This window comes from Ruegeria sp. J8 (genome assembly GCF_056531925.1).
On record NZ_JBQFMR010000005.1, the window covers coordinates 86,174 to 111,734 of the forward strand.

The 25,561-nt window shown below is 58.3% G+C and carries 21 protein-coding genes; 17 read left to right on the forward strand and 4 right to left on the reverse strand.

The window, feature by feature from the left end:
* The first annotated feature begins 16 nt into the window (after positions 1–16).
* From ACR0L1_RS12245 to ACR0L1_RS12305, 13 genes are all read left to right on the forward strand, one after another.
* On the forward strand, positions 17–361 hold the full coding sequence (locus ACR0L1_RS12245; protein ID WP_170785883.1) for a DUF1636 family protein: 345 nt from the start codon (positions 17–19) through the stop codon (positions 359–361).
* Positions 358–1,164, forward strand: coding sequence for an ABC transporter ATP-binding protein (locus ACR0L1_RS12250; protein ID WP_170789982.1), 807 nt, complete (start codon positions 358–360; stop codon positions 1,162–1,164). The genes ACR0L1_RS12245 and ACR0L1_RS12250 overlap by 4 nt, the downstream gene beginning before the upstream one ends.
* Positions 1,161–2,108, forward strand: a complete 948-nt coding sequence (locus ACR0L1_RS12255; RefSeq protein ID WP_480859071.1) for an ABC transporter substrate-binding protein — start codon at positions 1,161–1,163, stop codon at positions 2,106–2,108. The genes ACR0L1_RS12250 and ACR0L1_RS12255 overlap by 4 nt, the downstream gene beginning before the upstream one ends.
* 1 nt (position 2,109) lies before the next feature.
* Positions 2,110–3,123 carry a FecCD family ABC transporter permease gene (locus tag ACR0L1_RS12260; RefSeq protein ID WP_170773440.1) on the forward strand — a complete coding sequence of 338 codons (1,014 nt, stop codon included), beginning with the start codon at positions 2,110–2,112 and terminating at the stop codon, positions 3,121–3,123.
* A gap of 206 nt (positions 3,124–3,329) precedes the next feature.
* Complete coding sequence (locus ACR0L1_RS12265) at positions 3,330–3,845, forward strand: ferredoxin-type protein NapF (protein WP_480859073.1); 516 nt, start codon at positions 3,330–3,332, stop codon at positions 3,843–3,845.
* Positions 3,842–4,135 (forward strand): chaperone NapD, encoded by a 294-nt coding sequence (locus tag ACR0L1_RS12270; protein ID WP_480859075.1) that lies wholly within the window; start codon positions 3,842–3,844, stop codon positions 4,133–4,135. Before ACR0L1_RS12265 ends, ACR0L1_RS12270 begins: the two co-directional genes overlap by 4 nt.
* The gene (napA, locus tag ACR0L1_RS12275) at positions 4,132–6,624 is read left to right on the forward strand and encodes a nitrate reductase catalytic subunit NapA (RefSeq protein ID WP_170785872.1); all 2,493 of its coding nucleotides are present in this window, start codon (positions 4,132–4,134) and stop codon (positions 6,622–6,624) included. The genes ACR0L1_RS12270 and napA overlap by 4 nt, the downstream gene beginning before the upstream one ends.
* A 27-nt stretch (positions 6,625–6,651) precedes the next feature.
* Positions 6,652–7,470, forward strand: a complete 819-nt coding sequence (gene napG, locus ACR0L1_RS12280) for a ferredoxin-type protein NapG (protein ID WP_480859078.1) — start codon at positions 6,652–6,654, stop codon at positions 7,468–7,470.
* Entirely contained in the window at positions 7,467–8,384 is a 918-nt protein-coding gene (gene napH / locus ACR0L1_RS12285) for a quinol dehydrogenase ferredoxin subunit NapH (RefSeq protein WP_480859080.1), read from the forward strand. Before napG ends, napH begins: the two co-directional genes overlap by 4 nt.
* A gap of 12 nt (positions 8,385–8,396) precedes the next feature.
* On the forward strand, positions 8,397–8,834 hold the full coding sequence (locus ACR0L1_RS12290) for a nitrate reductase cytochrome c-type subunit (protein ID WP_170789976.1): 438 nt from the start codon (positions 8,397–8,399) through the stop codon (positions 8,832–8,834).
* 29 nt (positions 8,835–8,863) lie between these two features.
* Positions 8,864–9,565 carry a NapC/NirT family cytochrome c gene (locus ACR0L1_RS12295; RefSeq protein WP_170773426.1) on the forward strand — a complete coding sequence of 234 codons (702 nt, stop codon included), beginning with the start codon at positions 8,864–8,866 and terminating at the stop codon, positions 9,563–9,565.
* A gap of 13 nt (positions 9,566–9,578) precedes the next feature.
* A complete protein-coding gene (locus tag ACR0L1_RS12300; protein ID WP_170773424.1) occupies positions 9,579–9,836 on the forward strand; it encodes a hypothetical protein in 258 nt (85 codons plus the stop codon).
* A 500-nt stretch (positions 9,837–10,336) separates the two neighbouring features.
* A complete protein-coding gene (locus ACR0L1_RS12305; protein ID WP_480859082.1) occupies positions 10,337–14,359 on the forward strand; it encodes a beta strand repeat-containing protein in 4,023 nt (1,340 codons plus the stop codon).
* A 54-nt stretch (positions 14,360–14,413) separates the two neighbouring features.
* On the opposite strand, the gene ACR0L1_RS12310 is transcribed toward ACR0L1_RS12305, so the two are convergent.
* The gene (locus tag ACR0L1_RS12310) at positions 14,414–15,823 is read right to left on the reverse strand and encodes an RtcB family protein (RefSeq protein WP_480859084.1); all 1,410 of its coding nucleotides are present in this window, start codon (positions 15,821–15,823) and stop codon (positions 14,414–14,416) included.
* Between the two features lie 481 nt (positions 15,824–16,304).
* On the reverse strand, positions 16,305–17,861 hold the full coding sequence (locus ACR0L1_RS12315) for a vWA domain-containing protein (RefSeq protein ID WP_480859086.1): 1,557 nt from the start codon (positions 17,859–17,861) through the stop codon (positions 16,305–16,307).
* Between the two features lie 173 nt (positions 17,862–18,034).
* On the opposite strand from ACR0L1_RS12315, the gene rtcR reads away from it, so the two are divergent.
* The 4 genes from rtcR to ACR0L1_RS12335 all read left to right on the forward strand — a co-directional run bounded on the left by rtcR (position 18,035) and on the right by ACR0L1_RS12335 (position 23,631).
* Positions 18,035–19,612 (forward strand): RNA repair transcriptional activator RtcR, encoded by a 1,578-nt coding sequence (gene rtcR / locus ACR0L1_RS12320; protein ID WP_480859088.1) that lies wholly within the window; start codon positions 18,035–18,037, stop codon positions 19,610–19,612.
* 153 nt (positions 19,613–19,765) lie between these two features.
* Positions 19,766–20,866 carry a TRAP transporter substrate-binding protein DctP gene (gene dctP, locus ACR0L1_RS12325; protein WP_480859090.1) on the forward strand — a complete coding sequence of 367 codons (1,101 nt, stop codon included), beginning with the start codon at positions 19,766–19,768 and terminating at the stop codon, positions 20,864–20,866.
* Positions 20,867–20,940: 74 nt separating this feature from the next.
* Positions 20,941–22,272 carry a TRAP transporter small permease subunit gene (locus ACR0L1_RS12330; protein ID WP_480859092.1) on the forward strand — a complete coding sequence of 444 codons (1,332 nt, stop codon included), beginning with the start codon at positions 20,941–20,943 and terminating at the stop codon, positions 22,270–22,272.
* Between the two features lie 15 nt (positions 22,273–22,287).
* A complete protein-coding gene (locus ACR0L1_RS12335) occupies positions 22,288–23,631 on the forward strand; it encodes a TRAP transporter large permease (protein ID WP_237215859.1) in 1,344 nt (447 codons plus the stop codon).
* Between the two features lie 79 nt (positions 23,632–23,710).
* Here the strand turns inward: ACR0L1_RS12335 and ACR0L1_RS12340 are convergent, their stop codons facing one another.
* Both ACR0L1_RS12340 and ACR0L1_RS12345 read right to left on the reverse strand, forming a co-directional pair.
* Positions 23,711–24,496: an oxepin-CoA hydrolase, alternative type gene (locus tag ACR0L1_RS12340; RefSeq protein ID WP_480859094.1), complete on the reverse strand. Its 786-nt coding sequence runs from the start codon at positions 24,494–24,496 to the stop codon at positions 23,711–23,713.
* A 3-nt stretch (positions 24,497–24,499) separates the two neighbouring features.
* Entirely contained in the window at positions 24,500–25,558 is a 1,059-nt protein-coding gene (locus ACR0L1_RS12345; protein ID WP_480859096.1) for an acyl-CoA dehydrogenase family protein, read from the reverse strand.
* Between the last annotated feature and the right edge of the window lie 3 nt (positions 25,559–25,561).

The window sequence follows — 25,561 nt, forward strand, 5'->3', positions numbered from 1 at the left end:
GCAGGTGGGGCGGAGCATGACGGATCATGTGGTGCTGATCTGCACGACCTGCCAAGGGGCAGAGGCGGCGCTATCGATTGCCGAGGCCCTGCGCGAGCGCCTGCCCGAGGGCTACGGCACACGGATGATCGAGTGTATGGCCGGTTGCGATCACCCGCTGACCGTTGGATTTCAGGCGGGTGCGAAGGCACAATATCTGTTTGGCGAAATTCAAACCTCGGCCGATATCGACGCTTTGGCCGCTTTCGCGCGGCAATACCAAAACAGTTCCACAGGTTGGACCAAGGCAACGGATCGCCCCGAGGCGCTGTTGCACAAGACCTTGTCGCGGATGCCGCCCTTGGCTACGGGGGCCACATGACCGAACATGCGTTCCTTCAGGTCAACGGCGTCGGTTATCACGCCTATCACGGCGAAGTTCTGCTTCAGGACATCACCTTTGCGCTTCACGAAGGCGCGGTTCTGGCCATCGCTGGGCCCAACGGCGCAGGCAAGACAACGCTGATGAACCTTCTATGCGGGTCCGAGCATCCTTCGGACGGCAATGTACTGTTCAAGGGGCGAAATTTGCGCAGCATGTCAGCGACCGAGCGTGCGCGGATGATCGCTGTTGTCAGCCAGCAGGAATATCCCGACGGGCGGCTCTCCTTGCGCGAGTATGTAGCGCTGGGACAGATCCCGATCCGGTCCGACCGCTCGGCCGAGGCCCATGCCGCCGATCTTGCGCGAATTTTGGACCTGACCAGCCTGAACGATCTGGCCGACAAGCGCATGGCGGTTCTGTCGGGCGGGGAACGGCAGCGCGCCCATATCGCGCGGGCATTGGCACAAAACCCGGCACTGCTGTTTCTGGACGAGCCCACCAACCATCTGGACCCGGACGCCAAGGGGCGGATGTTGTCACTGGTGGCCGGGCTGGGGATCACAGTGGTGATGATCGTCCACGATCTGGTCATGATCCCGGAATTTGCGACGCATGTCGCGCTGATGAAATCCACCCGTCTTACCGGGTTCGGACCTGTGGCCGACGTGCTCACCACCGACCGCGTGCGTGACACGTTCGGCGTAGATTACCTGTTTTTCCAGCACGAGGGCCGCTTGATCCCGGCGCTGGACATCCGAAAAACCTCAGTTTCCAATCCTGTTAGGAGCATTTCCGAATGAAACACATCTTGTCCGTGGCGCTGGTTACAGCCATGGCGGGCGGTGCCGCCGCGCATGAAGTTACCGTCGACAATTGCGGCGAACCGCTGGTGTTTGAAACCCAGCCCGAGCGTCTGGTCGTGCATGACATGAACATGACCGACATGGCCTTTGCACTGGGTCTACAAGACAAGATCGTCGGCCTGACCGGGATTACCGGCTGGTACAAAACCAGCCCCGAGTTCGACTCGCTGCGCGGCGATATCCCGGAACTGGCCCCGAAATATCCGACGGTCGAGAACCTGGTGGCCGTTGAACCCGACCTGTTCTTTGCCGGTTGGTACTACGGAATGCGGCCCGGTGGTGATGTGACACCGGAAACGCTGGCGCCCTTCGGGATCAAGACTATGATCCTGTCGGAAAGCTGCGTTCACCTGCATAAGGACCGCCCAAAGGCCAGCATGGACCTGCTGTTTGACGATGTCCTGCGTCTGGGCAAGGTCATGCATGTTGAAGACAAGGCCGAAGCGTTGGTTTCAGGCTGGAAAGACGAGCTGGCCGCGATTGAGGCGAAAACCGCCGATCTGCCGAAACCGCGCGTGTTCCTGCTGGACGGGCCCGCTGATGCGCCCTTCACCGCCGGAAAATACGCCATCCCAGATGCGATGATTGCCGCTGCGGGCGGTCAGAACGTGACCCATGACATGGATACAAGCTGGGGCCGTAGCTCTTGGGAGGCCGTCGCCGCCGCGAACCCCGAGTTCCTGGTGCTGTTGGACTATCAAACCGGAAATGGCGCGGCGGATACGTTCAAATTCCTGCAAGAGCACCCGGTGATGTCGCAAACCGATGCGGTCAAAAACGAGCGCTGGATCGGTCTGCGGTACGAAGAACTGACGCCGGGACCCGCGAACATTCAGGCGATCTCGAAAATGGCACAGGCCATGCATAAGGGCCTGAACTAATTTGGGCCGTCTGGGGCTGACACTTTTGGTGGGGGCGGTCATTCTGGCCGCCCTTCTTCTGGTTTCAACAATCTACGGAACCACATCCATCCCTCTGTCCGATACATTCAAGGCCATATTGCTGGGCACAGGCCTTGTGGATGGAGACGTGTCGCCCCTGCACCGTATCGTCTTTGACCTGCGCCTGCCCCGCGCGCTGTTTGCGGCCGTGATCGGCGCTGGTTTGGGGATTGTCGGCGTTGTCTTGCAGACAACCACGCGGAACGATCTGGCCGACCCGTTTCTGTTCGGGCTGTCTTCGGGCGCTGCAGCGGGTGCTGTGTTCGTCATCACCGTAACCGGGGACATTCTGGGGTTCTGGACCTTGCCGCTGGCGGCGTTTTGCGGAGGGCTGGTGGCCTCTGGCATCGTGCTGGCTTTAGTACACGGATTGCGGACGAGCGCGCCTGAGAAATTGATCCTAGCCGGGCTTGCGGTGTCCTTCCTGTTCTCAGCCCTAACCAATTACCTGATTTTCGCAGGCGACAACCGTGCTGCCCATTCCGTCATCTTCTGGATGCTTGGCGGTTTGGGTCTGGCGCGATGGGAAACCTTCCCGCTGGTCTGCGCCGGGCTGGCGCTTATTCTGGCCTATGCCCTCTATCGTAGCCGCTGGCTGGATGCGCTGCTGACCGGAGATGTCACGGCAACAACACTGGGCGTTCCGGTTCAGTCGCTACGATTCAAAATGTTCTTTGTTGCTGCGCTCGCGACCGCCGTTTTTGTGTCGGTCGCCGGTGTGATCGGCTTTGTTGGCCTGATGGTTCCACATATTGCGCGCGGCATCGCTGGTCCTTTGCACAATCACCTTGTCCCGACGGCAGCCGTGGTTGGCGCGGTACTGCTGACCGGGTCCGATATCCTCAGCCGCCTGATGCTTGCCCCGCAAGAACTGCCGGTCGGAATTGTGACGACCTCACTGGGGTCAATTTTCGTTTTCATTCTGCTGCTCAGAACGGCGAAGCCCAAAAGATAAATTGGCTTGTCTTTGTCAGTCCCGACGCTTGCCGAGCTGTCAGCGCACCTGCAACAATTTGACAAAACAGATTTTTTGCATGCATATTTTTTTTAAGTTCCATGCAAAAACTGCCAAGAAATTGATCAATATCAAATCCGGCGCTGAACGAAGCCGTTAATCGGGAATAGCGACGAACAGAATCTAGCAAAGCCAGGTCTTTGAGAATGGGCCAAGTGACTACCCGGCGCGCCTTCCTGAGCGCGAGATTTCACGATGAGGACGGTGTGACAGCCAGACCTCCGGGATCGGTCGGGCCTGACTTTCTGAAGCACTGCACGAAATGCGGCGATTGCGCCTCGGCTTGTCCTGAGGACGTGATTGCAATCGCTGCGGACGGCTTTCCTGTTTTTCAACCCTCAGACAATCCCTGCACTTTTTGCGGCGAATGCGCCATTGCCTGCCCAACCCCTGCTTTGGATATCGACCTTGTGTCCAACTGGCCCTGGCGTGCCGCGCTAAAGCTGGACTCCTGCCTGTCGATGAATGGCGTCAGTTGCCGCCTCTGTCAGGACAATTGCGAAGAAAGCGCGATCCGGTTCTCGCTGCAAACCGGTGGTCGGGCCAAACCGACACTGGATGTGGCGGCCTGCACCGGCTGCGGGCTCTGCCCTACCGTTTGCCCGGCGGATGCCATCTCGCTGGACCACACCCCTCAACCCAAAATGGAAGCTGTGCAATGAACATCTGCGGTTGCCTTGCCCATGTCGCGCCCGACTACGCTACGGCTGCGGCGCAATCCCTGAGCGATACACCGGGTGTGGAAATCCACGCCCAGACCGAAGACGGCCGTTTCGTCGTCGTGGTCGAAGATACCCCTGAACGCCTTGCGTCCGAGACCATCATGGATCTGCACCAGATCCCCGGGGTCGTGTCTCTGACGTTGACCTATCACCATTTCGAGGACCTTGCAGAGACCCGCCCGCGTCCCGATGCCCTAAGCCAAACCACCAGCCGGAGGCTCACGCTATGACACATTCTGAATCACGCCGGACATTCCTCAAGGCCACTGCTGCCACAGCCACGGCCTCGGCCGCCGGTATTCCGCTGGCCACAGGCACGGCCGACGCTCAGGCGGCGACGCCGGATATCCGCTGGGACAAGGCCGCGTGCCGGTTCTGCGGAACGGGCTGTTCCGTTCTGGTTGGCACCAAGGAAGGTCGCGTCGTGGCCACTCAGGGCGACCCGGACGCGCCGGTGAACCGCGGCCTGAACTGTATCAAGGGCTATTTCCTGTCCAAGATCATGTATGGCAAAGACCGCCTGACCACTCCGTTGCTGCGCAAGACCAATGGCGAATACGACAAGAATGGCGAGTTCGAACCGGTCAGCTGGGACGAAGCCTTTGATGTCATGGCCGCTAAGTGGAAAGAGGCGCTGGCCAAGAAAGGCCCGACCAGCGTGGGCATGTTCGGCTCGGGTCAGTGGACGGTCTGGGAAGGCTATGCCGCCGCCAAGCTGATGAAAGCGGGCTTCCGCTCCAACAACATCGACCCCAACGCGCGCCATTGTATGGCTTCGGCTGTTGTTGGGTTCATGCGGACCTTCGGCATAGATGAGCCGATGGGCTGCTACGACGATTTCGAGCACGCAGACACATTCGTTCTGTGGGGTTCCAATATGGCCGAAATGCACCCCATCCTGTGGTCGCGCCTGACAGACACGCGTCTGACCAAACCGGGCAGCGAAGTTCATGTTCTGTCAACATTTGAACATCGTTCTTTCGAATTGGCGGACAATGGCATCGTGTTCAACCCACAGACCGATTTGGCGATCCTGAACTATATCGCCAACTACATCATTCAGAATGGCGCGGTGAACGAAGACTTCGTCAAAAAGCACGTAAACATCACCAAGACGGCAACCGATATCGGTTACGGCCTGCGCGACGAAAACCAACTTCAGCAAGACGCGGAAAACCCGAACTCGGGCAAAATGGAACCCATCAGCTTCGAAGAATATGCCAAAGCTGTTGAGCCTTACACTTTGGAATATGTATCTGAACTCTCAGGTGTTCCCGCTGACAAGCTTGAGAAACTTGCGAAACAATATGCGGATCCGAACCGGAAAGTCATGAGCCTTTGGACCATGGGTTTCAACCAGCATACGCGCGGTTCGTGGGTGAACTCGCTGATGTACAACGTCCACCTTTTGGTTGGCAAGATTTCCGAACCCGGCAACTCGCCCTTCTCGCTGACCGGCCAACCATCTGCCTGCGGCACCGCCCGAGAGGTTGGCACATTCGCCCACCGCCTGCCCGCGGACATGGTTGTCGCAAATGACGAGCACCGCGAGATTTGTGAAACCGCATGGAAAATTCCCGAAGGTACAATCCCGCCAAAACCGGGCTTCCACGCTGTTTTACAACACCGAATGCTGAAAGACGGTGTGCTGAACGCGTATTGGGTTCAGTGCAACAACAACATGCAAGCCGCCCCGAATATCAATGAGGAAGGGTATCCCGGTTATCGCAATCCTGAAAACTTCATCACAGTTTCAGATCCCTATCCAACCGTCACCGCAGTTTCAGCTGACCTGATCCTGCCAACGGCTATGTGGGTCGAGAAAGAAGGCGCATATGGCAACGCCGAGCGCCGCACTCAGTTCTGGCATCAACAGGTTAAAGCGCCGGGCGAGGCTAAATCCGACCTTTGGCAGCTAATGGAATTCTCGAAACGCTTCACCGTAGAAGAAGTCTGGGGCGAAGAGCTGCTGGCCAAGATGCCAGAGCATCGCGGCAAGACGATGTTCGAGGTTCTGTTCCAGAACGGGAATGTGGACAAATACCCGCTTTCTGAAACTGCCGAAGGTTTCGACAATGACGAAGCACAGCATTTTGGGTTTTACGTGCAGAAAGGATTGTTCGAAGAATACGCCGAATTCGGGCGCGGTCATGGGCACGATCTGGCACCGTTCGAAATGTACCATCAGGCACGCGGTATGCGTTGGCCGGTCGTGGACGGCAAAGAAACGCTTTATCGTTTCCGCGAAGGCTATGACCCCTATGTACCCGAAGGGGCCGACGTGAAATTCTATGGCCACAAGGACGGCAAGGCCAAAATTATCTTCGCGCCTTACGAACCTGCTGCTGAAGAGCCGGACAATGAATACGATTTGTGGCTCTGTACTGGTCGGGTTCTTGAACACTGGCATTCGGGTTCGATGACCCGCCGGGTTCCGGAATTGCACCGCGCCTTCCCGTCAGCTGTTGTTTTCATGCACCCCGACGACGCCCGGGATCGCGGTCTGCGGCGCGGTCAGGAAATTGTTTTGTCCACCCGCAGGGGCGAAGTGACCAGCCGGGTCGAAACCCGTGGGCGCAACAAGGTGCCACGTGGGCTGGTCTTCATGCCTTGGTTTGACGAGCACCAGCTGACTAACAAACTGACGCTGGATGCAACCTGCCCGCTGTCGAAGGAAACCGACTACAAGAAATGCGCCTGTAAGGTCGAGCGCGCATAAGAAACTGGCAAGGCAAAGGTAAGACCCATGTCTGGTGTTGGCACTCCCCTCTCGCCGCAGCGGCGCCGGTTCCTGCAGGACTCGGCGCGCGCCGCTGGCGGCTGCGTGGCGGCCGGGTCCTTGTTGGCCTGGCTGGCGCACGACGCGCGGGCTTTGCCAGCCGAGGCCTTGCGTCCCCCCGGTGCCTTGCCGGAACAAGACTTCCTGTCCGCCTGTATCCGTTGCGGTCTGTGCGTGCGGGATTGCCCCTATAACACTCTGAAGCTGGCCGAGCTTGGCGTCGATGCCGTCGCCACCGGCACACCCTATTTCACCGCGCGCGACGTGCCCTGTGAGATGTGCGACGACATTCCCTGTGTCGCCGCCTGCCCCACCGGGGCGCTGGACCCTGCGCTTGACAATATCGACGACGCCGATATGGGCGTGGCCGTTCTGGTCGATCAGGAAAACTGCCTGAACTTTCAGGGCCTGCGCTGCGATGTTTGCTACCGGGTCTGCCCGGTGATTGACGAAGCGATCACGCTTGAAACCGCGCACAACACCCGTTCTGGCCACCATGCGCTGTTCATCCCCACCGTTCATGCCAATCGCTGCACCGGCTGTGGCATGTGCGAGAAAAGCTGCGTTCTGCCAGTGGCAGCGATCAAGGTTCTGCCCGCCCGGCTGGCGCGCGGTTCCGGCGCCGATCACTATCGCAAAGGCTGGGAAGAGAAAGAGGCCAAGGGCGCACCAGTGGTCGAAGGCATCATCGACCTGCCCGACCGCCTGCCCGGTCCGGGTACCGACAATCTGGTCACGCCGGGCGGCTTTGCGCCGGAATACAATTTGCCGGGGGCTGGACAATGAGTGCACGCACACATCTCCCCGTCGGCCAAGAGGCAATCGAAGCCAAAGGCTGGTTAGGTGCGCACAAATACCTGTTGCTGCGCCGAGCCTCACAGTTGTTCTTTCTAGTCCTGTTCTTGCTGGGCCCATGGTTCGGCATCTGGATCGTTCAAGGCACGCTGGCCGGGTCGCTGACCCTTGGCGTGTTGCCGCTGACCGACCCATTTGTTCTGCTGCAAAGCGTGATTGCCGGGCACTGGCCCGAACTGACCGCCCTGATCGGAGGCCTGATTGTTCTGGTCGCCTACGCGCTGATCGGCGGGCGCGTCTATTGCTCCTGGGTCTGCCCGATCAACCCGGTAACCGATGCCGCCCATTGGCTGCACCGCAAGCTAGGCCTGCCCAAAGGCTGGCAACCCAAACGCGGTACGCGGCTGTGGATATTGGCCACGGTACTGATCGTCTCGGGTCTGTCCGGGGTCATCGCGTGGGAACTGATCAACCCGATCACCATGCTGCATCGTGGCCTGATCTTTGGCGCGGGCTTTGTCTGGGCGATGATCGTTGCAATCTTCTTCTTCGACCTGTTCGTGTCTCGCCACGGATGGTGCGGGCACCTGTGCCCGGTCGGAGCATTCTATGGCCTAATCGGCACCAAAGCGATGTTGCGTGTCAGCGCGCCCAATCGCGCAGCCTGTGACGACTGCATGGATTGCTTTGCCGTCTGCCCGGAAAACCACGTCATCTCACCCGCGTTGCGCGGCAAAACCGGCACCACACCGCTGATCCTGTCGCCCGACTGCACGAATTGCGGCCGCTGTATCGATGTTTGCGCGGTTGATGTTTTCAAGTTTACTCACCGGTTCGACGACCACGTCGCCGCACCTTCCGATCCCGTTCCCGCGCCCATTCAGCGCGCAGCCAGACCCACCTAAGGGAGTGCCAAGATGAACAAGCTAATCCTGACCGGCGTCACAGCCCTGATCCCCGTCATACTCCTGAGCGGTTTCGCCCTTGCCCAATCCGCGCAAGTCGAAGCCCTGCGCGGGGCCGAGGTTGATGAACCCGTTCCACTCGATCAGGTCCACCGCACTATCGAAGGGCGTATGCAGAGGAATTACCGGCAGCAACCCCCGCTGATCCCGCATTCAATCGAACAATACCAAATCGATCTGCGGACCAACCAATGCCTGTCCTGCCACGACTGGACAAAGGCGGGTGAGCGCAACGCACCCACTTTATCGATGACGCACTATCTGGACCGCGAAGGACGTGAACTGGATCAAATCGCCGGTACTCGGTACTTCTGCAACCAGTGTCATGTCCCACAGGCAGACACGCCGGCGCTTGTCGATAACGTTTTTGAACCTTCTTCCGGAAACTGATCCAACGCTTGACTGAAAGGAGCACCGAAATGGCAGACTCCCCCGAAAAACGCGGCTGGATCGGCCGCATCTGGAATGCGATCTGGACACCGACCGTTCTGTTCAGCTCGGGCTTTCTGGTGCTGGCAGGGTTTCTGGCCGGTATCCTGTTCTGGGGTGGGTTCCACTGGACCCTGGAACTGACCAATACCGAAGAGTTCTGCACCTCGTGCCACACGATGGAAACGAACCTCGGCGAATACCGCGAGACGATCCACTACAACAACCACTCGGGCGTGCGGGCTATATGTTCGGATTGCCACGTGCCGCATGAGTGGAACCACAAGATCAAAGCCAAGATCATGGCGGTCAAGGATGTCTATCACGAGCTGGCCGGCACCATCGGCACGCCCGAGAAATACGAAGAACATCGACTGAGCATGGCCACCGCTGTGTGGAAAAAGATGAAAGCTTCAGACAGTCGTGAATGCCGCAACTGTCACAACTTCGACTATATGGATTTCACCCTTCAGGAAAATCGTGCGGCGTCCGAGCATCAGCGTGCCATCGACACCGGCATGACCTGCATCGACTGCCACCAGGGGATCGCGCACAGCCTGCCACCTGGACATCTGCAGCGGTATCAGGAAATCACCGAAGAGCTGGCTGCTGACGCACCGACACCGCTGGGTCAACAGGTGGCGGACGGAAGTGAAGAAATCCGGTCATTCCTGACCAATCGGTCCGAGTAAAAAGGAGGCAGATATGCTGGAACTTCTGGGAACAATCGGAGCCAACATAATCAGCCTACCCGGTATATTGGGCCTGGCACTGGGTATGATGACCCGCAACCCCTTGCTTGGCGCGGTGATGGGAGGCGTTGTTGGAGTCGCTGAAACGCTAATCTTTGCGCATTGGTCATTCGCCAATTTCGGAACAGGCGAACTGCTTATCGCAGTGGTCGTCGGGATGTGCGCAGGGGCCTTGGGTTCGGCAATTCGCATCAAGGGCGCTACTGTTTGATGTTTTGACAAACAGGTTTGCCGTAGCAAACTTTGCATTTAACAGTTGAAGGCGGTGCTAAATTGGCGCCGCCTTCTCTTTTCGCGCAAAAGTTGCGCTCGACGAAAACCGCCCACAAACATAGAAAACATCAAACAATCTGACTCATTTTAGCGGATTGTTGAAACACCAGGGCACATAGATACTTCAAAAATTGGTGTCCATTGGGGTGCAACAAGGTTCGGTTTTTGCACAAACGCGCTGAATTTTCATTTCAACGTTTTCCAACGCTTGTTGACCAGAAGATACGATGGGCATCTTGAAGTCGCAATACGAAGACCGCTGTTGCAAAATTGCAATCTGAAAAAATTTTCCAACCAAACACTTTCCACCATTTACGCCCCCAACTCGCATTGGCTACTAATGTTAACATATCGTTAACGAGTTCATCTTTGGGGTATGCAATGAATAGTTGCGCAAAGCAGCACACGCCGGCACGTGTGGCAAGAGGCGGTCGTGTTGTGAAGTGGAAGGGCCGGGTGGCCAGTGTTGCGCCTTCGGTATTCCTGGCCTCGATAGCGGTAAGCGCTTGCGCAACTGTTGCTTCTGCGGATGTTGTCATTTCTGCACCGCAGACGACGCCGGCGGACTTTCTCATCGACGAGGACATAACGATCACCGAAACCGGGGCTGTTAATCTGACCGCGGATTCTGGCCCCGCCGTGCAGATCAACACCGATTACACCAGTGTCTTTACCAATGACGGAACGATCTCGGGCCCCGCCCCCGGAGAACAACTTGGGTTCGGCCTGGAGCTAAATGGAGATCTGGGTGAAACCGGACAGGTTATCAACAACGGGTCGATCGACATTGATATCGACGCCAATGGGTCCGCACTTGGCCTTGGTGTCCTGTTTGACGACGATCTTGCCGGAACATATCAGAACAACGGGACAATCGACGTCAATGTCAGCAGCGACAATGCCGTCGCATTGGCGATTGGAACTGTGGTCGACGGTGTTGCTCAATCAACCGCGACGATCGAAAACAACGGGGACATACTGGTACAGTCCTCGTCGGTTCCGACTGAAAACGTGGCTGCGGCCGGGTTTCTGTTCGTGAACCCCGCCGAAACAGACATCGACAATGCCGGTACGATCCAAGTCACAGCCCAGACGGGCGAGCAGGCCTCGGCCTTCGGCTTTCAGTTTGAAGGAAGCCTGAACGGCAATCTGACCAACTCGGGCACGATCAGCGCTACGGCCACGGACGGGGTGGACGATGTCTATGCCATCGGGGTTGAGGTGATCACCGATGTAAACGGCGACATCAACAACACCGGCACTATCTCAGTTCTGGCCAATGGTTCAGCGGATGACGCGATTGCCTGGGGTATCCATGTCGAAGGCGACCAGAACGGTGCCCTGATCAACTCGGGCACCATCGTCGCAACGGCGCAAACGACCTCGGGCAGCGCTGATGGCGCGGCTGTCTATGTTGAGGGCAACACGGTTGGCAACATCACCAACAGCGGGACGATTGATGCACGCGGCACCGGGACGGCATCTGCCAGCGGAGCGGCTTATTATCTAGGCGGCGATTTCGACGGCGATTTCGAAAACTCGGGCACCATTCTGCTGGCCTCTGACTCCACCGCGTCCGAGGCAGAGACTTTTGGCCTGTTTGTCAGCGGACAAATGGACGGTGATTTCACCAATGGTGGCACGATCACCATAAGCGCCACGGGTAGTTCGGCCGAAGCCCGGGCCCTGACGATCAATGGCGGCTTGATCGGGGAAATTCGCAACACTGGCACGCTTATGATCCAGGTCAACGCTTCCTCCGAGGGATCTGGCACCGGCTTTTACATCCGCAACGGGCTGACCGGGAATTTCGCCAACACCGGCACGCTTCAGATCAATGTGACAAGCGATACCTCCGAGGCTACGGCCTCTGGCCTGCGCGTCTTTGGTGGAATGGACGGTGACATCATCAATGACGGCACAATCACAGTCGAAGCCGAGGGCGATTTCTCGGCCTTTGCGGCTGCTGCCGATATCCGCAACACCCTGACCGGATCAATCACCAACACTGGCACTCTGCGTATTCAGGCCGAAGCGTTTTCGACCGCAACTGCCGGGGGCTATACGATCACTAACGGGATGGTTGGCAGTTTCAGCAACAGCGGTACCCTAATGGTGTCGGCCATTGGCAGCACGAACGAGGCCCGCGCCTTCGGCCTGCGCGCCTTTGGCGGGGTCGATGGGGACATCACGAACTCTGGCACGATTGCCGCTCAAACCAGTGCGGCGCAAACATCGGTGGCTACAGGCTTTATTGTCGGCGGGCCGTTTGACGGTAACTTCCTGAACACCCAGACAATTACGGCAATGGCCGAAGCCAGCACCGGGTCGGCCCGCGCCCATGCCCTGGACATCACTAGCACCTCGACAGGACAGATCGAAAACAATGGCACACTGAACGTGCGGGCCGAAGGATCGACCAACGCCTTTGCATCCGCCATCGACATCAGCGGCGGCTTGAATGGCGACTTTGTCAATTCCGGCACCGTCCGCGCCGAAGCGGACAATCTGTCCGGTGGCTCCTCGGCCTCTGCTTTCGGGGCGTTTATTGCCAACGGCATGACCGGAAATATTGAAAACTCGGGCACGCTTACTGTTGAAACCAACGGACAAACTCTGGGTGTCGCTGCCGGGGTTTTCGTGACCAATAATGGGTTGGACGGAGATTTCACCAACTCAGGCACAATCATGGCCAATGGATCAGCCGAAACCGGCGACGGTCGCGCCTTTGGTCTGCTTGTGAATGGCGGCATTGATGGCGTGCTGACCAACAACGGCACCCTGATTGCCGAAGCCTCGGCCCTTTCTTCGGCCCGTGCAACTGGCATTGTCGCGAATGGTGGACTGACGGGAAGTTTTGCCAATTCGGGTACGATCTCGACCACGGCGATTTCAGAAACCGATGAAGCGCTGTCGCAGGGTATTTTCACGGGCAACAGCAGCGATGCAGCCGCAAGTAATACCGGCAATGTCTCTGCGTCTGCCACCGGCGCATTGGGTGCAACGGCGCAGGCGTTGTCTCTGGGCGGGGTCTACAATGACGCAGTCACCAACTCGGGCCAGTTGACGGCAGTCGCCGCTATCGCAAACGGAACCGGTGATGCCGACGCCAGTGGTGTGTTTATTGCCGATTTGCAGGGCACATTCGCCAATACTGGCGTGATCAATGTCGCTGCTTCGGGCGGCGACACGTCCGAGGCCTTTGGTCTGAACATCCAAAATTTCGACGGCGAGATTACCGAGGTTGGCTCTATCTCGGCGCGTTCGGACACAGATGATGCCTATGCCATCTTCTTGGGCTCGGGAACCGGGACGCTGAATCTGGACACTCAGGACAATGTCGACGGCTTGATCCGTGTTCAGGATCATCAGGTCAATCTGTTCGCCCAAGGCGGCAGTTCGGTGTTCTTTTTCGAAGATGCCGCGCCAGGAACAGAGGATTTCAACACGATTATCTCGGACGGCCGGTCGGGATGGTTCGTGCAGGATGAAGGTGGCCCGGCACCGGTCTATGCCGCTGTCGATCCGGCCGAAATTCTGACATCGGCCGATATCGTAGCCTATTACGGCACTCTCATCGGCAGCTCGAACGGAGCGCTGCGCTATGAGGCTGCACAGGTCACACGCAATGCTGAAACCGGCAATGTCTCGGGTCTGAGTATTGGTGGCTTCCGTCCTTATGTGCATCTCGACGCGGCCTCACGCCGGTTCGAAAATGTGCCGGGCATTGATACGGATGTCACGGCGATCAACGGTAGCGTCGGCTTTTCGGGACAGTTGGACAATGGCACCGCGCTGGCCTTTGGGCTGGGCGTGTTCCGCACGGATGGCGACACCGACACCACCGATTTTGACACGGACGGCTTTTATATCGACGCTTCGATCGGACGTCAGGTCGGCGCCTATACGGTTGAGGCCGGGCTGGGCTATGGCTGGCTGTCCACCGACCGCACGCGCGAGATTTCGGGCAGTGCTGATGCGGATGCCGATTTCGACAGCACCTTGCTGACGGTCTACGCCGGTGTCGAGCGGGATTTCGAGACCACAGGCACCATCGGCCTGACCGGTTTTGGCGACCTCCGCTATACCCGGCAAGAGGATGACAGCTACACCGAAACCGGCTCATCTGCGAACGCGACCGTGGACGACGCCACAACTGACGTGATTGAGGTCCGCTTGGGTGTCGAAGCCTCCAAGGCTCTGAACACAGGCGGCGTGTTGGTCGGTCAGCTTTCCGGCGTTGTCCGGCAGGGTCTGGGCGACTCGGATGCGGATGTCACTGTCTTTGGCTCAACCCAAAGCCTCAGCTTTGCGGCCACCGACTTCTCGGGCGGGAGTGTTCTGATTGGATATGAGCATGAGTTCATCCCCAACATGCAGTTCGAGGCCAACGCCTCGCACGAGGTTGGCAGCGATGCGCAGGGACCGAATTTCCTTGCGGGCATTCGCTGGTCGTTCTGAGGAACCGATCTTAAAGAACAAGGGCCGAAGTGGTTGAACACTTCGGCCCTTGCTTTAGCGGCGGCCTTTCTTCCTGTTCATCCAGAAAGGCGGCACATCACCTGCCATGATACAGCCGTAGGGGTCGATATAATCCTCGATTTCGGCCAGATCATAGGATTTGATCTGCGCTACAACACTGTCCGCACTTTTGTAGCTGGACGGCAGTTCCGAGGCGTCCACACCGCCGGCATGGAAGCGAATATCCAGACCTTCGGTTTCCGCCTTCAACATCTCATCCGGCGTAACAGACCCCATCCGGCGCTTATGTTCGGAACGCGAGAAATTCCGCCCCGCCCCATGTGGGCTGAAGCCCAGACCGTGACCCGCATCCTTGCCGCGCACGACCAGAACCGGCTCGGACATGTTCAGCGGGATCAGGGTCAGCCCGGTCGCATCAGCGGCATAGTCACCCCACGCCGGGGTTGCGCCCTTGCCGTGATAGAACAGATCGCCCCGTTTGAAGACGAAGTTATGTTCGTTCCAATACCGGTCCCCGACATCGCCCACTCGCGCGGCCTCAACCGTTGCCTGATGGATCGCGTTGTGGTTGGCCTTGGTCCATTTGCGGATCAGTTGCAGTGCATCCCAATAGTCGCGCCCTTCCTGCGTGTCAGCTGGAATCCAGGCGTTTTGCTTCGGCGTACCCGGCGACAGCTCCTTGCGGAAGCGATGCGCGACGGTCATGCCGTTCTTATACAGAACAGCCCCCGGCCCGCGCGAACCGTGATGGGTCACAATCGCCGTCCGCCCGGTTTTGCGCGACCGGCCGACAAACAGGAAATGGTTCCCGTCGCCTTGCGTCCCCATATGCTCTTGCGCCATACGTAGCGATTTCAGTTTGTCCAGAAACGGATTTTCACGGAACGCGTCCAGCAGTTTCAGCGAGGTTGTGAAGCGCTTGCCCTGCGGCCGACCACCCGGTCCGAAATGCGTCACCGACTGCGCCGCATCCAGCACGGCCTTTGGGTCGGCATTCCCCAGATCGGTGATCATGACCGAGCAGCAAATGTCGGCCGAATGCATCCCAGGATGGATCGCATTACGCGCCGCCGCGACGCCACCAACCGGGATCGTGCCGACCGGACCGGCCGGACAGGCATCGGGCATAATCGCCCCGGCTTCAATCGTCGGGGTCCGCATCAGCGCGGTCATCGTTTCGCGGACTTTCTCGACGTTGTCCTCCTCATCCGGATCGCTGGCGTCGATATTTTCGTGAAACGGCACCTCACCGGGCGCGCGCAGATCCAGCGTAGGCGGAGTCGGAAGGATCTCACCCTCCAGCTCCTGCCGGATGCGCACCAGACCGAAGCCTTCGGCCCGCATCTCATTCGCGCGCGCCAGCAGGGCGGGGAATTGCTTGCCAGGGCGATGCCCCCAGTCTTTCAGATGTTCACCTGTTACGGGATCAAATGTGTTTTCCATCATCATATTCACTCAAATTCAGGCCCCGGCGACAAGTGGGGAAGAAACAGTTCGGGAGGCCCGCCCCGCATCTGAATGGGCAGATGCGTTTGCCGTCCGGGCGCCGGCACGGAGGGGAGTTGAACCCGCTCGACCTGTCCCTGAGGTGCCATGTAGTTCCTTCGGCATTCGCCGGGGGTGTCCTTTCGTTTTGGGTCTCGACGACAAGAGTTTGGTGAAACGCCCTGCTCTACCCAACTGAGCTACCGTCCGTCCCCCGTGGGGCTCGGACGAGCGGGATTCGAACCCGCGACCTGGAGATTAACAATCTGTAGTTCCACCGGCATTCGCCGAGACATGTCCTTTCGTTCGGGTCAGGCAGACAAGGGGTGATGAGACCACGCCCTGGTCAGGGCGCGGATCGGTAACAGCGATGTAGTCCCACCGGCATTCTGCTTGATGTTGTTCTGATGGCCGGGGCAGCGCACTGCCCGAGCCTTGTTTATACATCGATCTTCTCGATCTCGCCGACCCAATGATCCGGGCCGGTTTGACCGCTGGCAAATGCCGCGATCTGGTCAAAGACCGCATCCGAGAACCCGCCGACATTCAACACATCGGCACGCGTCTGCGCCTGAGTGGTCCCGTATGGGGCGATGTCAATGCAGACCAGCTTGGCCTGCGGATTGCGACGCTTGATCACCTCCCACTCCTTCAACATCGCTGTGCCCTGACCACCATTCCGGGCATCCACCCACGACTGGTTGTCAGACACGAACACCACCAGATCCGGTGCGCGGCCGCGCTTGTTCAACCAGGCCAGCGGCGCGGAACAGTTCGTCCCGCCACCGGCCAGTGCGGCCAGACGCTCGGCATTGGTCAGGATCGTGTCGCGCGGTTCCAGACGCACATCGCGCACATCGAAATCGAACGGCAACACCTGACACCCACGGTTCACCCGTTGGAAGGACGCCGCCACCAGCGCCGCCACATCCACATGCCGCACGGCCGAGGTCGCCCCCGGACGATACCCGGTCACGGACCACGTCATCGACCCCGACACGTCTGGGCACACAACCACCTGCCCCGCAACCTGCGGTACGTTCTGCGCGGCGATCTCCATCGCGTCGTGCAGCGCGTCCACGATCAGGCGCGGCATATCCGGCACCACGTTTTGCGCAGCCACCATCAACTGGTACGGAAAGGCCCGAGCCTTGGCGATGGCTTTTGGGTCGCGCAGCGAAGCAGCCACGTGATCCACGTTGGGGGTCACGTCGAAAACGCCGTGACGCTGGAAGGTGTTCAGGTTCTGACGAACCATCTGCCACGAGCCCTTGCGCGCAATCCGCGCCCATTGGACCTGCGTCAGTTCCAGTTGCGTCAGCATCTGGAACGGCACGTCCGGCAACGGACCCTTGCCGGTTTCCCGAAACGCGATCCAATCCCTCAGGGCCTGCGGCAGCCGTGCCAGATTGCACGGCCGCCCGACGATCCATGCAAACAGCGCCTCCCGCTCGGCCGAGGCCGGTTTCGGGTGCACCATCTTGATCACGTCCGCCAAAGACGGGTCATTCCCGATATTGGCATTCAGCAGCGCACGGTCAGAGGCGGTGTTCAACCAGGTCTGGACCATCGCTTTCGGTGCCGACCCCAGAGACTTACGCCCCGTTTGACCCGACCGGATAACCTGCACGAACGTGCGCAGCATCTTGCCGTTATCGACCACACGGGCGAAAGCCGCCCGAAACAGGACCGGATCACGCCGGGCCAAAACAGCCAACAAGACAGCAGGCATGTCCTTCATGTACCCCGACTGGCGGGCATAGATCGCAGCCTGCGCCAAGTACTTTGGCTCAACGGTCTCAGCCACATCCAGAACGTATTCCAACTCTTCCTGCGGCGACTGATAGAACATGCCGCCAAACGTTCCCGTCACGGCGACCTGCGCCAGAGCATGGGCATCTGAATATGCAAAAGCCGGCGCGCCATGGGCGTTCTTCGCAGTTGCTTTCGGCAGCAACCGGCCTTTCAACGATGCAAACACGGATTTGTTCGCCATTTTCCTATCCTCGTTTTGTCTTGAGGATGTTTTCTCATGGTCCAGCCAAAGCGCAGAGAAAAAAGTGAAAATAGTGTAAGCTGTTGTTTATAATATAGTAATCGGCGATTTGCGATACGCGTAAACTCGCGATATTATACTTTTGTATCTTATATTATAGAATTGGATATATCGTGAAGAATGTGGTCATCGGGTTTCTTGGCACGCAGCTGGATATGGGCAAAAAACGGCGCTGGAAGCCGACGCCCAGCCTGACATCGCACGATCATTTTCCTGTGCATCGGCTCGAATTGTTGCACGACCGCAAGTTCAACCGGCTCGCCCATCAGGTCAAACATGAGATCGCCGAGATATCGCCCGAGACCGAGGTCTTGCTGCAACAGATGGATCTGGATGACCCCTGGGACTTCCAAGAGGTCTACGGCAAGCTGTTTGACTTTGCCCGCGCCTATGGCTTTGACGAAGATCGCGAGCAGTATCATGTGCACCTGACCACCGGGACGCATGTGGCGCAAATCTGCTGGTTCCTACTGACAGAAAGTCGCCATGTCCCGGCGCGGCTGATCCAGACCGGCCCGCCCGGCCCGGAGGATCCAACCCCGAAATTCGATGTCATTGATCTGGACCTGAGCCGCTACAATGCCCTTCAACAACGGTTCGACCAGCTTTCGCGTGAATATAGCGATCAGTTAAAAGGCGGGATCGAAACACGAAACGCGCAATATAACACCTTGATCGACCGGATTGAGTTGGTTGCGAGCAATTCCGACGAACCGATCCTGCTGCTGGGCGAGACCGGGACCGGCAAGACGGAATTGGCGCAGCGGATTTACAACCTCAAACTGGATCGGCGCAGGGTCAAGGGACGACTAGTCCATGTCAATTGTGCCACGCTCAACGGCCCCGATGCGCTGGCCACCCTGTTCGGCCAGCGACGCAGCTATCTGGGGCAGGCCGGGACCGAACGTGGCGGGCTGCTGCGTGAAGCAGATGGCGGCGTCCTGTTTCTGGACGAAGTTGATGAATTAGGCTGGTCCGAGCAATCCATCTTGCTCAGCGCGATAGAGACCGGACGGTTTTACCCACTTGGATCGGATCACGAGGTGTCCAGCCGGTTTCAGGTCATCGCAGGTGCCAGCCACGATCTGCGCGCGTTGACGGCCGAGGGACGTTTTCGCCCCGACTTGCTTGCCCGCTTGAACATGTGGAACTTCAGATTGCCCGCGCTACGCGACCGGCGTGAGGATATCGAGGCCAACCTTCACTATGAACTCGCACGATCCGAGCGCAGCCTGGGCATTCAAGTCGGCTTCAACATCGACGCGCGCGAGAAGTTCATACAGTTCGCCACCAACCCATCGACCCATTGGCCAGGCAATTTCCGCGACTTCAGCGGATTGGTGAAACGCCTCTGCACACTGGCCCCGCGGGGCCGGATCACCCGAACAATGGTCGAGGATGAGACAGCCGCGCTGCAACAAGATTGGGCATCCTCCACCTCAGACAGCGACGAGACGCTGGTGCGCGGTATTTTGGGATCAGCCACGCGTGACATTGATCCTTTCGACCTGGTGCAATTGGCGAATGTCATCCGAACATGTCAACGCACGCCCAATCTCAGCGCGGCGGGTCGGGCGTTGTTTTCGGTCTCACGGGAAAAGCGCAGCACGCAGAACGATGCGGATAGGCTGCGGAAATACCTGCAGAAATTCAACCTCGACTGGCACAAACTAACCGTCCCCAGCCAATAGTCAGCCAGTATTTTTTCATTGGAGCAATCACGGAACGGTGAGAGATTTCTAAATTGGAAAAAAAATATTACCAATTCCTAAAGTCTCCTCTATGCTCTCTAGCTATCAGCATGTTTTCTGCGAAAGCATGGTGATGATCTATGGGAGGATCAAATGACCAATAAACTGATTACACGCCGCAGCGCGTTTCGCACCCTTGCCGGTGCCGGGGCGGCAACTTTGGTTGCACCGCATATCGCCACCGCAGCAGGTGAGACCACTACCTGGAAGATCCAGACATCCTGGCCCGGCGGAATCGGGTTGCAGACCTTCAAGGACTGGTGCGCCACGATCGAAGAAAAAACCGGCGGTGAGCTGGCCTTCCAGGCCTTTGGTGCCAATGACGTGGTTGGGGATTTCCAATTGGCAGATGCGGTGAAAAATGGCGTGCTTGATGCCATCAACCCGTTCACCATCTACTATCAGGGCATCATTCCCGCCGCAGTGTTCCTCAGCTCGTACCCGCTGGGTCTGCGCCAACCGCATGAATACGACACGTTCTACTATGGCCTGGGCGGGATCGATATCGCGCGCGAGCTGCTAGGCCGTCAGGGTCTGCACTTTGTCGGACCGGTGCATCACGGGCCGAACATCATCCACTCGAAAGTTCCAATCCGGTCGGTTGACGACTTCGCGGGCCGTAAAATGCGCCTGCCGGGCGGTATGGTGGCCGAGGTATTCTCGGAGCTGGGCGCTGAAACAACCGTTCTGCCGGGTTCGGAAATCTTCCCGGCGCTGGAAAAAGGCACTATCGACGTGGCAGACTTTGTGGGTCCGGCCGTGAACCACGCCTTGGGCTTCAGTCAGGTGACGGACTATATTGTGATGGGTCCTCCGGGCTTCATGTCGGTCTATCAGCCGGTCGACATCATGGACATCACCGTGGGCAAGGCCGCATGGGACAAACTGAGCCCGCAGATGCAGGAATTCGTGGAAATGGAAACTCACGTCTATTCCGATCTGCATCACGCCGCCATTCAGGCCGCCGACCAGGAAGCCTGGAAAAAGTTCGAAGCCGAAGGTACCGAAATCACACGCTTGTCTCAGGACGATGTCGAGCTGATGACCGAAGTCGCCGTGCCAATCTGGTTCAAATATGCCAACCGCGACAAAGACGCGGCGCGTGTCTTCAAGATCCAACTTGACTACATGATGTCGGGTTCCTTGGGCTATGTGACGCCTGAAATGATCGAAGGCTATACACTGGACCTGTAATCCGCTGAAGCCTAATCAAAAGTCCGCGCGAACTTCGCGCGGACGTGCCTTTTCTTTGGAATTCGGAACGTAATATGCCGAGCGTCGATTTCACGCTGCCGCACTGGCTATACTGGGTCGGGCTAATCGCTTTCCCGGCCCTGGCCATGGTGCTGGCGCGCAAAGCCCAACCTGAACAGCGCACCTATGGGTTGCCGCTGGGCTATCTGATCCTTGTCACTGGGGGAATGCTGGGTCTGCACCGCTTCTACCTGCGCAGCCTGCTGGGGTTGGTCTATCTACCGGTCTTCCTGCTGATCCTGTTCGCCAATGGCGAAGAGCGTACGGCCCGCAACGAATTCTCGAACGCGGTCAATATCGTCCGTCAGGCCGAACGCACGATCTCGCGCGAAACCGAACGGGTCGCCACTGCCGAAGAAGGGCTGGAAAATCTGCGCGCCGCCGCTGAGGCCGCCCAAAATGGCACCGCTCTGCAAAAACGCCGGGCAGAACGCGCTTTGGATCGTGCAGAAAAGGCTATTGAGACCGGGCGCGAACGGCTCGCGGAATCCGAGGCAGCGCTGGCTGAGGCGCAACCGCTGGCCGAAATTGCCGGTGCTGATCGTGCCTTCTGGAGCTCGGTAGCGCGCTATGCGTTCTTCACGATCCTCGCCTTCTTGGCGATTGATGCGCTGATGCTGCCGCGCCTTGTGGCCAGTGCGCGCGTCAAGGCGGCTGCGGATCCACATGAGCCCGAGATGGAGATCGACGAAGAAACCGCAGCCCGCGCGGCGGAAATGGACCCCGGTGCCCGTAAGGCTGATCAGGATTATGCCGAGAACTGGATTGACCGCCTGTCTCTCTATGCAGGTGAGTTCGTCAGCTATTGGGCCGTGATTGCCGTATTCGTCTATTACTACGAAGTGATCGTCCGCTACGTGTTCAACGCCCCTACCAACTGGGCGCATGAATCCATGTATCTGATGTTCGGGATGCAGTACCTGATCGCCGGGTCCTATGCGATGCTGACCGAAAGCCATGTGCGTGTGGACATCTTCTATGCACCGCTGACCAAGCCGAAGCGCGCGTGGGCGGACCTGTTCACTTCGATTTTCTTCTTCATCTTCGCCGGAACCCTCCTGGTGACATCCTACATCTTCGCGATGGACGCGATTGCCGTTCCGACCGGTAACTCCGTCGTCTCAGACTGGGCGCGGGGCGAGATGAGCTTCTTCCAGATGTTCGGCGCACTGACCTTCGGCGACTGGACCGATCCGAACATCCGCTGGGGCGAAATCAGCTTTAACGAATGGGAAATCCCGCTTTGGCCAATGAAATGGATGATGGTCGTGGGCGCGGTTCTGTTGATTTTGCAAGGGGTGTCGAAACTATCCAAAGACATCCGAACGATTGCACGGGGGTACTGACCGATGGGTCTTGATATGTCCATCGAGCTGTTGACGCTCGTAATGTTCGGCTCGCTGCTGGTTCTGCTAATGGCAGGCCTCCCGCTGGCCTTTGTGACCGGAGGCCTGGCCTGTGTGTTTCTGTTCGTTCTGGGGGATGCGCGTGCGCTGAATATCGTACCCAGCCGGATTTTCCCGCTGATGACGAACTATCAGCTATCCGCCATTCCCTTGTTCATCTTCATGGCGTCGATGCTGGAACGGGCCGGGATCATCAACGATATGTTCGATGTGATCTACAAGGTGCTTGGCGGTCTGAAAGGCGGCCTTGCTGCGGCGACGATTATTGCGTCGACCGTTCTGGCGGCTATGGTCGGTGTGATCGGCGCAGCTGTGGTGACAATGGGGATCATTGCCCTGCCCGCCATGTTGAAACGCGGCTATGACACCAAGATCGCTATGGGTTCGATCATGGCCGGGGGGACATTGGGCATCCTGATCCCACCTTCCATTCTGGCCATCATCTACGCGGTTGTTGCCGAACAATCGGTTGGGGAGCTTTTCATCGGCGCGGTCATTCCCGGCCTGATGTTGTCGGGCATGTACATCATCTACGTGGTGGTTCGGTCCTATATCAATCCGGTCCTTGGCCCGCCAATCCCGGTTGACGAGCGCATCTCGAACCGAGAAAAAATGCGCCTGCTGGGCAAAATGTCCGCTCCGATTGCGCTGATCGTGATTGTTCTGGGCGTGATCTTCTCGGGCGTTGCAACCCCGGTTGAGGCGGCGGGTATCGGCACCTTTGGTGCCTTCATCGTAGCGGCGATCCACAACAAGCTGGACTGGCCCACCGTGCGCGAGGCCTGCCTGACCACGCTGAAAGCCTCGGCCATGGTAATCTGGATCATGTTCGGCGCCACGATCTTTGTGGGTCTCTACGTGTTGGAGGGTGGACAGCAGTTCGTGCAGGAAACCATGCAAGGCGCAGGTCTGGGGCCCTGGGGTATCCTGATCGTCATGCAAATCCTGCTGGTGGTGCTGGGGATGTTCCTGGACTGGGTCGGCATCCTGTTGCTGTGCGTTCCGATCTTTGTGCCGATCATCAAGGCGCTGGGGGCTGCGGCCTTTGGCTTTGATGACCCTAACGATCTCGTGCTGTGGTTTGGCGTGCTCTATCTGGTAAACATGCAGATGAGCTTCCTGTCGCCGCCCTTCGGGTATGCGCTGTTCTATCTGCGCGGCGTGGCCCCACCGTCGATTCCGATGACGGATATCTTCAAGGCGGCGCTGCCCTTCCTGTTCCTGCAGATTGTCGGATTGGTCATCTGTATGATGTTCCCGTGGGTTGTGACGTGGTTACCCAATATCGTCTACGGGTAGACAAAATAACGGGCGGGGAATTCTCCCGCCCGTTTTCGTTTGACCGTTCTGTCGGTCTCTGCCGCCATTTTCTATTGGTTCAGTTCGTGAAGTCCGGCTTACGCTTTTCCTCAAACGCACGGATGCCTTCCAGCGCTTCGTCCCGGCCCAGAGCAAGGCCCATCTCCCGGCGTTCGCGTAGCAGATGTGCCTCAAACTCGGCCGTATAGGGGGCAGAGAGCAGCGCCTTGATCGCCGCCTGCGCCTCTGGCGGTCCCGAGACCAGATCCCGTGCTAGCTCCAATGCCTGTTTCAACGCCGAACCGGGTACAACCACCCGGTTCACGACACCTACGTCATACATGCGCGGGGCAAGAACTGGCCTGCCGGTCAGGCACATCTCGGTTGCAAGTTGACGTGGCAAGTTCATGGTCAGGAATCCCGAACCACCCCCATCAGGCACTAGCCCCGCTTTGACATAGGCCAGCGTGAACTTTGCATCTTCCGCGGCAACGATCATGTCGCAGGCAAATGCCAATGAAGCACCCGCCCCTGCAGCCCCCCCTTCCACAGCCGCAATCACCGGGACAGGGCACGCTCGGATGGCCCGGATCATGCGGTGCAGGTATTCAATCTGTGCCTCACGCTCCGGCAGGGTCATTTCGCGACGGGACTTGAGCATCCGCAAATCGCCACCGGCAGAAAAAAACCCGCCGGCACCCGTAATCACCACGGCGCGGACGCCGGATTCAGCTGCGGTAGCGTCGCGCAGTGCTGACTCAACCGGTTCATAGACCAGACGCGACAAAACATTGCGCCGGGCCGGTTCATTGATGGTGATAATCAGCACCGCATCGCGAGTTTCGAACAAAACAGCCTCGCTCATGGATCAGCTCTCCATGACACGGTGCAATTGCGCATAGTGATCGCCCAATTGGTGGTCGATCATCGTCAATCGTTTGGCGTAGTGCGAGCCGGGATATTCCCAGGTCATTCCGATCCCTCCGTGAAGCTGAATGCACTCTTCTGCAATCATCGTACCTGCGCGTCCGATCAGGTTCTTGGCCATTGCGATATACTTCGCCTCGGCATCGGAGCCCAGTTTACTTGCTGCCAGAATAGTGATCGAGCGGCATTGCTCCATCTCGATGGCCATATCGACCGTACGATGCTGCAACGCCTGAAAACTGGCGATCGGTCGCCCGAACTGCGTGCGCTGCTTGAGGTAATCGACCGTCATGTTGACCAACACCTCCATCACGCCCACAGCCTCGGCACACAGCGCCAACCGACCCGCGTTCAGGGCGGATTCAATGATGTCACCAGCATTCTCACTCAGGCAAATGGCGGTTGCGCTGTCGAGGATCAACTCCCCTGCTCCACCGCCGTCAATCATCGCATAGTCGACGGTTTCAGGATTTTCGACCAGAAACAGGCCAAGCCCCTCATCAAGGCGTGCTGCGGCCAGCACGCCATCTGCCCCAGGCAATCCATAGACCACCGATTTACGACCATTCAGCACCCAGTGATCGCCGGATTTGTCTGCGCTGGTGCGGATCAACGCCAGACTGTCCGCATCCGGTTCAAACACAGCCAAAGCAATCCGCTTTCCACCTGTGACCAACTCTTCAACCAAGGCTGTAGCACCACAATCGGCGGCGGCGCGAGTCGACATCAACGCGGCCAGCATCGGCTCGGGGCACAGACCACGGCCCAGCTCCTCAAATATGGTTGTGATGTCGAAACCTGTGCCGCCAAAGCCGCCTTGCTGTTCGGGGACAAAGGCACCGATCAGGCCCAATTCGGAGAGTTCAGCCCATTTGACCGGGGAATGAAACGGCGCAGCGTCCAGCACGCCGTAGCGGGTGTCGAAATCATACTGATCCGCCAGATAGCGCCTCACCGTGTCCGACAACATCTGCCTGTCTTCGGTTAAGTTGAAATCCATAGG

Excerpts from the sequence above, each read along its gene's own strand:
- ACR0L1_RS12245 (WP_170785883.1), top strand. The coding sequence starts at position 17 with ATGACGGATCATGTGGTGCTGATCTGCACGACCTGCCAAGGGGCAGAG.
- ACR0L1_RS12250 (WP_170789982.1), top strand. The coding sequence starts at position 358 with ATGACCGAACATGCGTTCCTTCAGGTCAACGGCGTCGGTTATCACGCC.
- ACR0L1_RS12255 (WP_480859071.1), top strand. The coding sequence starts at position 1,161 with ATGAAACACATCTTGTCCGTGGCGCTGGTTACAGCCATGGCGGGCGGT.
- ACR0L1_RS12265 (WP_480859073.1), top strand. The coding sequence starts at position 3,330 with ATGGGCCAAGTGACTACCCGGCGCGCCTTCCTGAGCGCGAGATTTCAC.
- ACR0L1_RS12270 (WP_480859075.1), top strand. The coding sequence starts at position 3,842 with ATGAACATCTGCGGTTGCCTTGCCCATGTCGCGCCCGACTACGCTACG.
- napA (WP_170785872.1), top strand. The coding sequence starts at position 4,132 with ATGACACATTCTGAATCACGCCGGACATTCCTCAAGGCCACTGCTGCC.
- napG (WP_480859078.1), top strand. The coding sequence starts at position 6,652 with ATGTCTGGTGTTGGCACTCCCCTCTCGCCGCAGCGGCGCCGGTTCCTG.
- napH (WP_480859080.1), top strand. The coding sequence starts at position 7,467 with ATGAGTGCACGCACACATCTCCCCGTCGGCCAAGAGGCAATCGAAGCC.
- ACR0L1_RS12290 (WP_170789976.1), top strand. The coding sequence starts at position 8,397 with ATGAACAAGCTAATCCTGACCGGCGTCACAGCCCTGATCCCCGTCATA.
- ACR0L1_RS12295 (WP_170773426.1), top strand. The coding sequence starts at position 8,864 with ATGGCAGACTCCCCCGAAAAACGCGGCTGGATCGGCCGCATCTGGAAT.
- ACR0L1_RS12300 (WP_170773424.1), top strand. The coding sequence starts at position 9,579 with ATGCTGGAACTTCTGGGAACAATCGGAGCCAACATAATCAGCCTACCC.
- ACR0L1_RS12310 (WP_480859084.1), bottom strand. The coding sequence starts at position 15,823 with ATGGAAAACACATTTGATCCCGTAACAGGTGAACATCTGAAAGACTGG.
- ACR0L1_RS12315 (WP_480859086.1), bottom strand. The coding sequence starts at position 17,861 with ATGGCGAACAAATCCGTGTTTGCATCGTTGAAAGGCCGGTTGCTGCCG.
- dctP (WP_480859090.1), top strand. The coding sequence starts at position 19,766 with ATGACCAATAAACTGATTACACGCCGCAGCGCGTTTCGCACCCTTGCC.
- ACR0L1_RS12330 (WP_480859092.1), top strand. The coding sequence starts at position 20,941 with ATGCCGAGCGTCGATTTCACGCTGCCGCACTGGCTATACTGGGTCGGG.
- ACR0L1_RS12335 (WP_237215859.1), top strand. The coding sequence starts at position 22,288 with ATGTCCATCGAGCTGTTGACGCTCGTAATGTTCGGCTCGCTGCTGGTT.
- ACR0L1_RS12340 (WP_480859094.1), bottom strand. The coding sequence starts at position 24,496 with ATGAGCGAGGCTGTTTTGTTCGAAACTCGCGATGCGGTGCTGATTATC.
- ACR0L1_RS12345 (WP_480859096.1), bottom strand. The coding sequence starts at position 25,558 with ATGGATTTCAACTTAACCGAAGACAGGCAGATGTTGTCGGACACGGTG.